The sequence below is a fragment of the Brevibacillus soli genome (assembly GCF_044759095.2).
Lineage (GTDB): Bacteria > Bacillota > Bacilli > Brevibacillales > Brevibacillaceae > JBIYSM02.
Genome location: NZ_JBIYSM020000017.1, coordinates 1 through 13,518 on the forward strand (window position 1 = coordinate 1; position 13,518 = coordinate 13,518).

The following is a 13,518-nucleotide window of genomic DNA, read 5'->3' on the forward strand; positions in this document are numbered from 1 at the left end:
GGATTGGTTCAGGGAGAAGGGTATCCCACAATGTGATTTGCTCGTTACGAAGTTTTAACATAATCGCTCACCTCAAATAGGATTTTCGAGGAGCACTGTTGAATTTCTTTATGAAGAAAGGAATTCAGTCCCTCTTTTTGGATGTATTGCCTCGTCAACAACTACTTCCATTTAGAGAGCTGAATTCCTTTTGTTTTTGACTTACCCCAGGAATTTTTCAGGGGAAACTAGCTAACGCTTCGCCGGGCGGGGCCCCGAACACTTTTCTAGCGGCTGTATGGGATGTCCAAATTTATAAATTCTTATACACCGAGAAAAAAGCCCTCGGCGGCGCCGAGGACTGTCATTACTGCTGGTTGGAACTGGTTTCGGATTGTTCGGTCGTGTCCGTCGAAGTCTCAGTGGACGTTTCTGTATCGGTTTCTTCGCTCTCGTCCGGTTCAACAGGGGGCTGAATGTCGTCAATGATGACGATTTTCCCTTCCGACTGCCAATCGACGTCCGCGTTCAAATGTTCGCTGATGAATCGGAGAGGCAGGAACACGCGGCCTTTTTTCAATACGGGAGCGATGTCCAATGAAATGGTTTTGCCGTTAACCGTCGCTTCCTTTTTGTCCAGGTAGAGCGTAATAATCTGATCACCGCGCGTAATCGTTACGGTGCGTGTTTCTGCATCCCATTTTACGTCCGCTTTCAGCGCGGAGCTGATCGCACGTACGGGAACGAGAGCTCGTCCCCCCTGCACGAACGGAGTTACATCCGCTACTACCAGTTTTCCGTCAACAAACGCTTTTATTTCAGTGGAACCGATTGCTTCAAAAAGCAATCCCAATTTCTTGAATGGAGCGCGTTCCCCTTTTTGATATGTACGCTGCAAAAGCTCCAGCTGAACCTCGAGAGCTGCCTGCTTCTCGGAAAGCTTTTCCAGTTCGGCAACCAACTTTTCGTATTTTGCTTTCAGTTCTGCGGTGTCCTTTTTCGCTTGCTTCAGCTCCTGACGCAGTCCGATCAGTTCCTTTTTCAGCCTGACGTCTTTTAGTACGGCTTCGGCCTTGGAAAGCGGCTCAGCTGCTACCACCACTTTCACTTCCGTTTTTTCGGCTTTGCCCCTGTCTTTGTGGTGTTCATTCCCTGCCAATGCTCCCGATGCGCCTGATACCAGAAGAGCGGCAATCAGGGAAGCAGATACAAATTTTTTCATCCTGCAATTCTCCTCTCAATCTAGGTGTTTTGCGCGCGCACCTTCTTGACGGAAAATTGTGGGCAAAGGTTGCAATAAAAATTTTTTTCTGTTTCATTCCTTTTCCTTCTCCTGTTCATTCAACTCCATCAGCTTTTTCATCAGGATGTGCTGCGGCATGTGCATCAGCTGTTCGAGCGGAATATTTAGTTTTTCCGCCAGTTTGACGGCGGTTTCGGGAGAAATTTGCAATGGACGCATGAGCTTGCAACTCCTTTGAATGATTTTCAATGACGTTGTCTTCTATGATACCAAAAACAAAAGCGCAGGAATCCCTCTGCGCTCGTTTGTTATTTTTTATCCCTGGTCAGAATGCATGGCACACCGTACCCAATCGCTCCGGGTTGCGACATCTTCTCCATGTACTGCAGCCCCCGCTTGCATTGCTGCTTGCACACCTGACAGGTGGTGGACGTTACTATTTTTAGGTTGAGTTGATTCGGATGCTGCCGTGTGACTTTCTTTTTGATCTTTTTTGCTTTTGCCACTTGCTTGTTCCCCCTCCCCCATCGGTGTCCCTTTATCCTATGAGGGAGAACGATCCCGTTCTCTAGGTGAACGTACAAAACGAACGGTCACTCGCAAAATATGGGTGGGGTACGGTTCCGAAAAAATAAAAACCAGTCAGTCGTGACTGGTTACACCATATGGCTGAGGTCGGAATCGAGGGCTCTCTGCTGACCTGCCGAGGTACCTGCCCTTCCGTCCGGCCCGATCGCCTCGTGGTCCCGGTACAACTGGGGATATCCGGCTGTTTGCCGATGCATTCCGATACGGCATTCATGAACCGTATATCCGTCTCTCGTTTGTGTTTGGTTTTTTTGCCCGCGGCGTTTGGGAAGAACAGCAGACATACAGACACCCTCTTCCTGCCGTTTACTCCTACCTTATGAGACGACCGGCGCTTGTATGAACGGATACCGTCATGGCAGCGGCTTTCCCGTCAAAAAACCCCAGAATCGTTTTACGATCCACCAGGGACCGACCAGCAAAAACACGGGATTTTTCAGAAAGGACGGCGGATTCCCCTCCACATAATGCCCGATGAATTGAAAAATCCAGCCGATGACAAACAGGCCGAGCGCCCACTTCCAACTCCAGAAAAAGAGCGGGAGGGACAAGACGATCATGGGGATGCCGATTGCATGGGTAAGCTTGTTGACCGGATGCTGATGATCCTGTTTGTACCGCTCCATGAATGAAAGGTTTTGTTCCACGAACACCATCTCCTTTTATCTGTATATTCTAACATAATTCAGTTCGTGTTGTAAGCGCTTTCTTTTCGTGGCAGGAACCTCACCGGATGGTGAAGTGAGCAGGGATCCCACTTGTGCGAACCTCCTGGATGTATGGTTGCTGAGCGTCCTCTTGAGACGGACCTACCCTGACCGCTGTCATCGACAGCGGTCACTGTTTTCCCGAAATCAATGCTTTCAGTTCCTGCTCAAACCGGGCCGGTTCGATCATCCCGATGATTTTCTGCCGGATCACACCGTTTTTGTCAACCAAATACGTTGTGGGAAACGCATTCACCCGGTACTTGCTTGCAACCTCCCCATTCATGTCCATCGGGATGGGGAACGGCAGCTGATACGCGTCCACAAACGCCTTGGCGCTGTCCGGATCATCGTTGCTGGTTACGTTCACGGCGTAGAAATCCAACTGCTGCCTGTATTTCAGATACAGCTTGCGGAGATCAGGGGCTTCCATACGGCACGGCCCGCACCAGGACGCCCAAAAGTTGATGACGAGCGGCTTTTCCCTGCTTCCTGACAACTGGTAGGTCTGTTTGTCCAGTCCGGCCAGTGAAAAATGGGGTGCCTGATAGCCTACAACCGGCTTCTGCTCGGTGTTCGCTGCCTGCTCTACAGGTTGGGTATACATGGTGTACCCCATGAGCGCTGCGAAAAACACCAGAAGGAGCATCCTTTTCATCTGTTCACCTCAATTAAAATCCTGTAAAACCCCCGTACAATCCAATCAACAGTCTGGTGATGTCAGTTAACTTCCCGGTATACAACAAAATCCCGAACAGAATCATAATCGCACCCCCGACTTTCATCAGGCGATCCGAGTACTTCATGATGGCCCCAATCTTGCTGATGAAAAAGGTCATGACGAAAAATGGAATGGCGAACCCGATGGTATAGGCCAGCGTATAAGTCAGTGCCTGACCTGGGTTCGTTACGCCCAAAACAATGATGCCGGAGAGGATGGGACCGACGCAGGGAGTCCAGCCCGCGGCGTACGTGATACCGACCAGTATGGACCCAGTATACCCAATCGGGCGGGATTTTAAATCAACTTTCCAGGTGCGCATCATCCAATCCATCTTGAACACCTGCAGCATGACCAAGCCGATCACAACCAGAAGAATGCCGCCCAGCTGACGAATCAACTCTTTGTTCTCGTCAAACAGGCTGCCCAGCCAAGATGTGGACAAACCCAGCGCGACGAATACGATGGAAAATCCGAGGATAAAAAACAAGGTGTGAAGAAGCGCCTGCTTTTGAAAGACAGCTTTTCCCTTTTTCACTTCATCGATGGTGACCCCGGTTATATACGATAAAAAAGACGGGTACAACGGCAAACAACACGGCGATATGAAGGAAAGAAAGCCGGCGCCGAAAGCAAGCAAAACAGACAAATTTGTACTCATACACACCTCCAGGGGCGAACTGTATGTCTTTACCTGCCCCTATTGTAACGAAGTCCCAAGGTAGAGAAAAGCCTGCGCGGCATTTCGCCTCAAATCCGTGACATTTTTTGTGTAAAAAAGAAAAAGACAGGCCGCGGCCTGACCCATTAAGTTACCATAACATTTATTATGTAAAACGAAGAGATTCGGATCTGGTCTGACATGTTGGACAAAATATATAAGCGGTGCGCGAACCGGTATCTGTTCGGATGCGCACCGCACCGACCGGTGACGAATTACACGAGCAAGGACAGACCGTTTTGGATCAACGGAGCATGGTCAGGCTGCTCCTGCATCAGCTGGTTGAGAGAATCACGAATTTCGGCCTGAACGTCCGGCAAAAGATTGCGAGCGTGCAGAATCTCCAGGATCTCCAAACGGATCAGCCAGTCGTGCGGATACGATCCCGTAACCTCATGAAGAACCGGCAGCAGGTTCGTTTCTGTTTCCTCATCCGAGGCCGGTTGTTCGCGTGTGTCGCGTACCCGTTGATAGAGCTGTTGAAGCCGCACTTGTTCCGGTGTGTAGGCGGGCCGTTTTGCATTTACGGCAGACGGCTGGTGGGTGCCTGTGGCAAACTTCTCCCGATCCGCTGCTCCGGCAAATACCGAGACGATCTTTTCTCCGACTGCCATGTCAAATGTGCCCCATTCGGCCTCAAACAACGTTTTCTCCCCGAACGTCACCGTGCAGTTGTCAAAGCCGATCAATACCACCTTGCCGTTTTCCCGATGAACGTACGCCACTTTGCCGGTTACCTGAACCCCCGATTCAAAGGAGAGTGTCGTGTTCTGATCCACGACAATTCCGTACGCTTCCAACTGCTCATCGCTAAACAGCTCAAGAGGGGTCGTTTCTTGGGCCAAGCGCCCGATTGGTGATCCGAAACCTTCGAGATGATAGGTTTTGCCGTGTCCCGCAAGCTCGCTGTTGTCCACGGCAAGCGCTGTGGGCCCGCTGGTCACAAGATAGACCGCTTCCCCGGCTTCACTGAATTCAAGTCGGGTAACCGTTCCGCTTACCTGCAGTCCGGAACTGTATACGGACGTGGAGGTCTGCCCCATTTTGCATGCCTTCACAAGACTTTCGGTGCCACCCACCGTCATCGCCATCGTCTTGGCGAACTCTTGTACAGCTTCGATCAGTTCATCAAAATCTTTGCAGACAAACAACTGCGGCTGCGGTTTGGTGATGTCGAAATCAGTTTCGATGCATGCTTTCAGCGAGAATGGAATTTTCTTCACATCGTCCTTCAGACAGCTCATGCTTTCGCCGACAGAAGAAAGCAGTCCGGCTCCGTATATCTGCGGATGATTCAGATCTCCGATCAAGCCGTATTCCACCGTCCACCAGTACAAACGGGAAAGCTGTGTCGCCTCGGAAGCCTCCGTCACCGCGGCGACTTTCCGTTCGAGGTTTTCCTCGGCCGCTATCCTTTCTTCTTCAGTCGACTCGGGGTCCTCCTTGACGATGGAGAGCAGGCGAATTGCTTCGTATAGTTCATAGTCCTCGCGGGAAGAAATGGCTTTTGAACCTATATCGCCAAACAATTTCAAATAGGAACGGTATTTTTCATCCTTGATGATCGGAGCGTGTCCAGCCGCTTCGTGGATGATGTCGGGAGCGGGCGTGTAGGCGATGTGGTCGTACTGCCTGATATCGCAGGCGATCGGCAAAAAGCCGTGAGCCTGGAAGTCAAAAAACGCAACAGCTGGAATAAAGCCATTGATCGTCACTGCTCCCCAGCCGATTTGCGAGAGACATTCATTCATCTCCTTGATATTGGGAATTCTTTCAATGCTGATGCCGGAGGTGCGCAGTCCATCCAGATAGGCGCTGTGTGCTGTTTTTCCCAGAAAGCTGCTGTTTTGCCGCATTACGTAGCGCCAGACGGCATGATCGATCGGCGTATAACGCTCGTAGTCTTGCTCTACTACAAATTCTTTTAGGTGTACGGGTACTTGCACAAGCGAAAATTCTGAGTCCACGCGGTTCATGCCTGATGCCTCCTCATTGCTTTGATAAAATTGTAAGCGTTTTCTTGCTAACAACTATCATAGCACGAACCGGTATCGAATTGTGCAAAAAATGTTTATTGTTAAACTGATTAGACAAAATAACCCACCCGGCAGTAGCTATTCTCACCCCACTCGGCGGTAGCTATCGCTGAGCCGAGTGGGGTCCCTTTTTTCGTCGGGCGGGGCCCCAAACCCTTTCCAAGTGGCTGTATGGATGTCCATTTTTATAAAATCATATATGCTAAAAAAGGCGTCTGTCACGATTGGTTCCGTAACAGATGCCTCTGGATTAATTGCGCCTGCGTTTTACCTGCTGCTCCAGCATGACGTCGAGCAGCAGCAAGTCCTGCAAGGGGTCTTTCGGATCTGTGGTTAACAGTGATGCAACCGCGGCGATGGCGCAGCGAACGGCGTGATACGAGTAGAACGCTTCACGCTCCGCCTCGTTGGACAGGCTGAGGTCAGACCGCTCCTGAATCGGATAGGGAAAATCCGTTTCGACGCCAGCCCGGTCCAAAATGATGAGTGCCTGCTTGATCGCCAGCAGCGCCGCACTCACGCTGATCCCGTATTCCAGGCGCAGTTCGTCCCAGACCTGAAACGCGGACCGCTCCACCCGCTCCTGATTGGGACGGGTAATAATCCCGCTTTTTCGCCCCTCTTTCAGCAGCCAGTCTACCAGCACGTCCTGCCGCGGAGGGAACGCGTATACCTGCAGCTTCAGCTCCAGCTCGGTAGGAAAATCCTTGGCAAAACGGGCGTAAGCCAGTGACATCTCATACTTGCGGGAGGGATGTCCCGGCACGGTAACAAACACGGTTTCTCCGCGAATGGCGGCAATCTGCAGCTTGGTTCGCGCCGGGATTCTGGCTTGCGGTGCCTTTTCCCTGCGGATATTGCCCGGAAACAGCTCCACTCCGTGCAAGTGATACTCCAGCGGCGAATCAATCCAGGGAATCGGTTCGCGAGAGAGTATTTCATACAAGCCGGTAAATGTAATCCATTCACTGGGACGGCGCTGAAACCGAACGAGCACAGCGTGGCGCTCCTCTTCCGGCGATACTTCATCGGCCAGCTCGTCGCCAGAAGGAAACAGCCGCTTGTGCTCCACGAGCAGGCAATCCGACAAGCCCAGCCGCTCCAAGAGCTCCCGCTTGTTCACCTGTTCGTATCCGATCCGATAGATGCGGCTTTTCAACTGCTCCACCTCCCACGCTCAGTCCGCTTCAATGGTTATTTTCTCCAAGTACAACTGACTTAACACTGCCTTGTCCTGCGTACAGCCTCCGCCAACTGCTGTGCCGCATGGCGCGGAGACTTTGCTCGGCTGATCGCTGAAATGACTGCCACCCCATCCGCCCCCGCAGCGATCACGGGGGAACAATTCCCAGCCGTGATTCCGCCAATCCCGACGATGGGGAGTTCTGCACCGACTGCCTGGCGGATTTCGGCGAGACCGGCTGGGCCAATCGGCTCTCCGGCGTCCGCTTTGGAGGCGGTGACATACATGGCACCCACCCCCAGATAATCGGCTCCTCCGGACAGGGCTGCCATCGCTTCCTCGGGAGTACCCGCAGAGATGCCGATGTACATGTCCGGGCCAACCAGCTGTTGCACCTGAGCCAGCGGCATGTCGTCCTGTCCTACGTGTATTCCATCGGCCTGCACGCGAACAGCCAGTTCTACGTCGTCGTTGATGAAAAACAACGCGTCGTTCTCCCGGCACAACTGCAGCAGTCGAAGCGCAAGCGAATACCGTTCCTCTTTCGTCAGTTTGCTGCCTTTGTCCCGCAGTTGCACCGTTCCGATTCCGCCTGCAAGTGCCTCACGCACAACGGAAACCGTCCGTTCGACGGAATGACCGCAGTCCTGCGTGCCGATTACCAAATAGACGCACAATTTCTCCCGCAATAGGTCGCGATTTTTCATGCCTGTTCCTCCTGCCAACGCTTCATGGCTTCTCGGTATGTAAGGGTCGCCCGTTTCGGATCGTCCGCGCCGGTGATCCCGGACAGGATGGCGACGCCGGCGCAACCGGTCGCGAGCACCTCCTTGAGGTTATCCGGGGTGATGCCGCCGATGGCGATGATCGGTTTTGACAAGGTGTTCACCAGTCGAACGAGCTCCTCCGTTCCTCGAGGCGGCAATCCCGGCTTCGATTGGCTGGCAAAAACATGGCCGTAATACAGGTAGTCAGCCCCGCTCAATACCGCTGCTTCCGCCTCCTCTCGGGAATGGACGGAGCGGCCGATCAGCTGCCCCTCTTTTAGTACACGCCTCGCTTCCTGCGGCGTCAAGCTGTGGTAGGCCAGATGTGCACCGCCGCACCTGCTGGCTGCGGCTGCATCGACGCGGTCGTTCACGAGGATCCGCTCTCTTGGCATGACATCTGCCAGCGCCTCCACCCACTTCATGCATTCCCGGGCGGTCAGCTGCTTCTCGCGCAGCTGGAGCATGTCCATTCCCCCAGCCCAAGCCGCCTCTGCCATTCGCAACACCTGTTCAAGCGGTTGGCTGCCGCTCGTTACGACATGCAGGACAGGATGTTTCTCAAACACGCGGCATCCCCGCCTGCTCCAGTACAGTCTGACACTCCCGCAGCCAGGAACGCGTCTTGTCCTGCTCCGCCTTTTCCGAGGTAAGCACCATCAGCTCTGCTACGAGTTTGCGGAGGAAAAACGCCTGTGGAATGGTCAGCGAAAAGGTGATGTCCTTTGGCGGTTTCACCTGCTCCTCCAGCGCCTGCACACCTGCGAGCAGAACATCGGCGATGGATTCCACCAGTTCGTTTACGTGTTCCTGCTGTTTCAAATCGTCATAGCACCCGTCAAACAGGCGGCACAGAATCAGAAAAGCTTGCGTCGACAGCGTGATCGACGGTCCAACTGGTTGCGACATAAACAAAATCCTCCGTTCCAAGTAATAAGCTCAGGCTATTATAACACAGGCAAAAAGCTGCCGACATACATCAGCAGCTTTTCTCTCGTGGGCTTAGTTGTTGTTCCGGTCGTTGTGTTGGGATTGCCTGAGGTTGGTATTCTTGTCGTTCTCATCGACGGTTTTTCCTCTGTTTTTGGCAAGGTCCTTGCTGTTGTTGTTCTTGCCCATGTTCGCCCACCTCCTTTTGCCAGCGGTCAGTGGTAGCGTATCCACTCTCACCCGCTTTTATAAACGGGTACACCGCCCTGCAAACATGGCAAAGGGTACGCGCCAGGCCAGCAAAAAGAGAAGCATGATACCGTACGCAACAGAAGTGAAAAGCAATGTGACGGGCGTGTCCAGCAGAATGGAACGGATCCAGACCGCAAGCGGTGCTGCCATGCTCCAGGCGAATACCGTACTCCGCGCCGCACGCCCGATGCTTACGTACGCCTGCGGACGGTAGACGCCAAGAAGTGTTCCAACTGCAACCCAGGTCAGCCAAAACGGCGCAGCCGTGGCAAACACCCCTGTCAGTGAAACAGGCAAGTGATGAGCTTCCTTTCCCAGACAGGTAAAGAGCAAAAAGGCAGCCAAATCGCCGAGGAATAAAACGGACCGGGCCGGTGCTTCTTGAATGTTCATCGTAACCTCACACTTTGCTTGAATGGATCGCATTGTTTCCATTGTACACAGTGTGCGGGATCTCACACAATCGGTCAGACGCGTTATTCACCAGACAGCCACATTTGGAGTTTCCGGTTCACTTCCGGCCACTCCCGGTCAAGAATGCTGAAAAAGACAGAGTCACGGACATAGCCGTCGCGCAAGATCATGTGATTGCGAAGCACTCCTTCGCGGACTCCGCCGATGCGCTCGATCGCCCGCTGGGAATTGACATTGCGGGAATCCGTTTTCAGCTGAACGCGGATGCAGCCCAGTTCCTCGAAGCAGTGGCGCAGCAGCAGCCACTTGCATTCCGTGTTGACCGCCGTTTTCCATACGGATGGGGTCAGCCATGTCCAGCCGATTTCCAACCCTTTGTCATGACGTGAGATATTGCCGAAGCGCGTGCTGCCAATCACGCGGTTGGTGCTTCGTTCGATTATCGCGAACGGCAGCTCTGTCCCCGCCTCCCTGGCCGCAAGCGCCTGCTCCAGATAACGATCCACGACGTCGCGGCTGTCGAACGCAATCGACATGTACGTCCAGATTTGCTGGTATTTTCCCGCTTCCCACAGCCCGTCAGCGTGTTCAAGTGACAGAGGTTCCAGTCGAACCAGCCGTCCTTCAAGCGTAACCGGTTGAATATGCAGCATGCCAAACACTCCCCTCTGTTCTGCTTACACAATTCGGCAGAACAGTCCTTTGAAATTTTTCAAAGAGTAAAGGGAGGTACGCCGCTTGTCAAGGCCTTTTTTACGCTTCTTCGTTGATCACGACCTGCCTGCCTCTCATCTTCAACAGAATCGGGACCACCAGCCAGAGTATTGCGATACCCAAAAAGACAGCGGAAATCGGTTTTTGCACGAAGATCAGGAAATCTCCATTGGAGGTGGTGAGCGCACGACGCATATTGTTTTCGATCATCGGCCCCAACACCAGGCCAAGCACCAAAGGAGCAAGCGGGAAGTCGTTTTTGGCCAGCAGGTATCCAGCCACCCCGCAAGCGATCAGCAGGATCAAATCAAACGTGCTCACCTGCACGGCATAGACGCCGAATACGGAGATGGCAATGATCAGCGGCAGCAGATACTGACTCGGGGTTTCAATGATTTTCGCGAACACCTTCACGAGCGGCATGTTCAAGACCAATAGCATGAGGTTCCCGATGAACATACTGGCAATCAGGCCCCACGCTACCTGCGGGTGGTCTTCAAAAAGCAGCGGCCCGGGCTGAACGTTGTACATCAGAAGGGCACCCATCAGGATGGCGGTCGTGCCCGAACCCGGGATTCCCAGCGTCAGGAGCGGAATCATCGCTCCGCCGGACGCGGCGTTGTTGGCAGATTCGGGTGCGGCCACCCCTTCAATTGCCCCTTTGCCGAACTTCCCGGGATCTTTGCTCAGCTTTTTCTCAAAGATATAGGAAAAGAACGATGCCAGTGTAGCCCCCGCTCCCGGCAGGATTCCAACGAAAAAGCCCAGAATAGAACCCCGTGCGACAGGGCCCGCGCTTTTCTTCAAGTCCTCAAGGCTGGGCATGACCCGTCCCACTTTGATCACCTGTCCGGATTCCCCGTCCGGTTCGATGATCGTCTTGAACACTTCCCCCAGCGCAAAGAGGCCGACGGCGATGGTAAGAAACTCCAGACCCTGGTACAGATCAGGGATGTCGTAGGTGAAACGAGCGACGCCGGAGACGTTGTCGATGCCGATGGTGGCCAGGAGCAACCCAAAAACGGTCATGATCAGCGCCTTGGTCATCGATTTGCCGCCCAGTCCGCTGACGGCGCACAGTCCGAGAATCATGAGCGAAAAATACTCTGCGGGACCAAACTTCAAAGCAAGATCGGACAACGGCTGTGCCAGGAAGACGAGGGCGATGAGTGCTACCAACCCGGCGACGAAGGAACCGATGGCAGCAATGGAAAGAGCCGCTCCCGCCCGGCCGTTTTTAGCCATCTGGTAGCCGTCGAGAGTTGTCACCACAGAAGAGGATTCACCCGGGGTATTCAATAAGATCGAGGTGGTGGAACCGCCGTACATCGCACCGTAATAGACCCCCGCCAACAAAATCAAAGCGCTGGCGGCCGCCTGTTCAGGTGACAGACCGCTGGTAAGAGATGCTGTAACCGGAAGCAGCAAGGCGACACCGCTCATCGGACCGATGCCCGGCAGAACGCCAACTGCGGTGCCGATCAGTACGCCGACAAAAGCGTAAATCAGGTTGTGCCACTGCAAGGCGACGGCAAAACCGTCGGCCAGATAGTGAAGCGCGCTCATCTTTTATCCCTCCTTCAGAAGCCCAACCAGGAAGGGAATCCTGGCAGCGTGCCTTTCAAGATGTGTACGTAGGTGTAGTAAACTCCGCTCGAAAAGAGCAGGGAAATCCCGGCTGACTTCAACCAGCTGCCGCTGCCCATCAGCTTGAACCCCGCGAGCAGAAACAGAAACGTGCCGATGAGGTATCCGATCTCCTCCAAAAACCACGCATAGAGGAAGGTAACAGCCAGCATCAACAAGAACCGCTTGTGCCGCAGGGGCACGGATTGACTTTGATCCGACTGTACCTTCGCCGTTTCGTAAAACAGCCGGACGCTCAACAAAATCAGTAATATGCCCAATCCCAAAGGGAACAGGTTGGGTCCTACCTGGCTGCCGTATGCACTGGCGGCAATGTTTCGACTTTCCGCTACAAACAGCGCTCCGATGAGGGCGAAGATGGCGCTCGCGTACCGATCAAATGTCTTGTTCATCGTTACCTCCTTCTAAGAAACAAGGAGAGGGGATCCCCTCTCCTTTACTTCGCCATGCCCAGGGACGTCAGGAGCTCCTTGACCAGTTTGTCTTGTTCTTCGAGGAATGCCACGAAGCTTGCGGAGTCCTTGTATTCGCTTTCCCAGCCGTTTGCTGCCAGTTCCTTCTTCCACACCTCATTCTCGGACAGCTCCTTCAGCTTGCCGTCCCAGTATGCCTTGGCGTCTTGAGGCATGTCGGCCGGTCCAAACACTCCGCGCCAGATGTTGAAGGTTGTGTCTATGCCTTGTTCCTTCAATGTCGGGACGTCTTTCAGATCGCCGCCCAGCCGCTCCGGAGCCGTCACGCCGAGCACGCGAACCTTGCCCGCCTTCAGGTATTCACTCACGCTGGAAGCGTCGGTGGCGATCATGTCCGCGTTGCCGCCGAGAAGCGCCGCCATCGCCTCTCCGCCGCCGTCGTAGGAGACGTATTTGACAGCCTTTGGATCGATGCCGTATTTGGCAGCAGGCAAGACGGCGATCAAGTGGTCCATGGAGCCCGGTGCGGAACCGCCTGCCACCGTCACTTTCGACGGATCGGCCTTGATGACGTCGAGCAAACCTTTCAGATCCTTGTGTGGAGAATCTGCCTTCACGACAATGGCCCCGAAGTCTCTTGTCAGCTGGGCCAACGGGGTGACATCGCGGAAGCCGAATGGGCTGTTTCCTTCTTTTTTGACGTTATTGATCAAGATCGGCGGCGAACTGACGAATAGTTTGTAGGCGTTTCCTTTTTCCTTGGTGACATATTCAGCCAGGAATACGGCCCCGCCGCCGCCCGGTTTGTTTTCCACCGTGCTGGTCTGAGAAACCAGTTTGCTTTCCGCCAGCACTTTGCTGATGGAACGGGCCGTCTTGTCCCAACCTCCCCCTGCTCCGGATGGCGCAACAAATACCAACGGTTTATCCGGGTACCCGGATGCAGCAGGAGTTGCTCCTCCGCCGGCGGAGCTGCCCCCTCCTGCATTGCCTCCGCTGTTGCCGCACGCGGACAACATCAGCATGGCAAAAGTGGACAGCGCGATGAGCAAATTTCTTTTTCTCATGGTGAAATCCCCCTTACTCTTATGGTTTTGAAAGCGTATTCATCATTTCTGTCCATAAGGTATCACGCTGTCCGTCCCTTTGAATAGTTTACGTGCATAAGTGCTATTTTGAATTTTTTGTCTATTTTGTTCATAA

The 13,518-nt window shown here is 53.6% G+C and carries 17 protein-coding genes; all 17 read right to left on the minus strand.

Annotated features, from left to right (window positions below):
* Positions 1–346: 346 nt before the first annotated feature.
* Positions 347–1,201, minus strand: a complete 855-nt coding sequence (locus tag ACE99V_RS08890; RefSeq protein WP_400490719.1) for a stalk domain-containing protein — start codon at positions 1,199–1,201, stop codon at positions 347–349.
* A gap of 93 nt (positions 1,202–1,294) precedes the next feature.
* A complete protein-coding gene (locus tag ACE99V_RS08895) occupies positions 1,295–1,441 on the minus strand; it encodes a YycC family protein (protein WP_400490720.1) in 147 nt (48 codons plus the stop codon).
* Between the two features lie 89 nt (positions 1,442–1,530).
* Positions 1,531–1,728 (minus strand): hypothetical protein, encoded by a 198-nt coding sequence (locus ACE99V_RS08900; RefSeq protein ID WP_400490721.1) that lies wholly within the window; start codon positions 1,726–1,728, stop codon positions 1,531–1,533.
* 150 nt (positions 1,729–1,878) lie between these two features.
* Positions 1,879–2,094 (minus strand): hypothetical protein, encoded by a 216-nt coding sequence (locus tag ACE99V_RS08905; RefSeq protein ID WP_400490722.1) that lies wholly within the window; start codon positions 2,092–2,094, stop codon positions 1,879–1,881.
* Between the two features lie 69 nt (positions 2,095–2,163).
* Positions 2,164–2,457, minus strand: coding sequence for an Mpo1-like protein (locus ACE99V_RS08910; RefSeq protein ID WP_400490723.1), 294 nt, complete (start codon positions 2,455–2,457; stop codon positions 2,164–2,166).
* Between the two features lie 190 nt (positions 2,458–2,647).
* Positions 2,648–3,175 (minus strand): TlpA family protein disulfide reductase, encoded by a 528-nt coding sequence (locus tag ACE99V_RS08915; RefSeq protein ID WP_400490724.1) that lies wholly within the window; start codon positions 3,173–3,175, stop codon positions 2,648–2,650.
* Between the two features lie 13 nt (positions 3,176–3,188).
* On the minus strand, positions 3,189–3,899 hold the full coding sequence (locus ACE99V_RS08920) for a cytochrome c biogenesis CcdA family protein (RefSeq protein WP_400490725.1): 711 nt from the start codon (positions 3,897–3,899) through the stop codon (positions 3,189–3,191).
* Positions 3,900–4,174: 275 nt separating this feature from the next.
* Positions 4,175–5,935, minus strand: coding sequence for an aromatic amino acid hydroxylase (locus ACE99V_RS08925; RefSeq protein WP_400490726.1), 1,761 nt, complete (start codon positions 5,933–5,935; stop codon positions 4,175–4,177).
* 310 nt (positions 5,936–6,245) lie between these two features.
* The gene (locus ACE99V_RS08930; protein WP_400490727.1) at positions 6,246–7,154 is read right to left on the minus strand and encodes a hypothetical protein; all 909 of its coding nucleotides are present in this window, start codon (positions 7,152–7,154) and stop codon (positions 6,246–6,248) included.
* Between the two features lie 59 nt (positions 7,155–7,213).
* Complete coding sequence (thiE, locus tag ACE99V_RS08935; RefSeq protein WP_400490728.1) at positions 7,214–7,885, minus strand: thiamine phosphate synthase; 672 nt, start codon at positions 7,883–7,885, stop codon at positions 7,214–7,216.
* Positions 7,882–8,514 (minus strand): thiamine phosphate synthase, encoded by a 633-nt coding sequence (locus ACE99V_RS08940; RefSeq protein ID WP_400490729.1) that lies wholly within the window; start codon positions 8,512–8,514, stop codon positions 7,882–7,884. The genes thiE and ACE99V_RS08940 overlap by 4 nt, the downstream gene beginning before the upstream one ends.
* Positions 8,507–8,854: a hypothetical protein gene (locus ACE99V_RS08945; protein WP_400490730.1), complete on the minus strand. Its 348-nt coding sequence runs from the start codon at positions 8,852–8,854 to the stop codon at positions 8,507–8,509. Before ACE99V_RS08945 ends, ACE99V_RS08940 begins: the two co-directional genes overlap by 8 nt.
* Before the next feature lie 267 nt (positions 8,855–9,121).
* Positions 9,122–9,520 carry a DUF3054 domain-containing protein gene (locus ACE99V_RS08950; protein ID WP_400490731.1) on the minus strand — a complete coding sequence of 133 codons (399 nt, stop codon included), beginning with the start codon at positions 9,518–9,520 and terminating at the stop codon, positions 9,122–9,124.
* Between the two features lie 83 nt (positions 9,521–9,603).
* Positions 9,604–10,194, minus strand: coding sequence for a GNAT family N-acetyltransferase (locus ACE99V_RS08955; RefSeq protein WP_400490732.1), 591 nt, complete (start codon positions 10,192–10,194; stop codon positions 9,604–9,606).
* A 100-nt stretch (positions 10,195–10,294) separates the two neighbouring features.
* The gene (locus ACE99V_RS08960; RefSeq protein WP_400490733.1) at positions 10,295–11,821 is read right to left on the minus strand and encodes a tripartite tricarboxylate transporter permease; all 1,527 of its coding nucleotides are present in this window, start codon (positions 11,819–11,821) and stop codon (positions 10,295–10,297) included.
* Between the two features lie 14 nt (positions 11,822–11,835).
* Positions 11,836–12,294: a tripartite tricarboxylate transporter TctB family protein gene (locus tag ACE99V_RS08965; protein ID WP_400490734.1), complete on the minus strand. Its 459-nt coding sequence runs from the start codon at positions 12,292–12,294 to the stop codon at positions 11,836–11,838.
* 44 nt (positions 12,295–12,338) lie between these two features.
* Positions 12,339–13,382, minus strand: coding sequence for a tripartite tricarboxylate transporter substrate binding protein (locus tag ACE99V_RS08970; protein ID WP_400490735.1), 1,044 nt, complete (start codon positions 13,380–13,382; stop codon positions 12,339–12,341).
* Between the last annotated feature and the right edge of the window lie 136 nt (positions 13,383–13,518).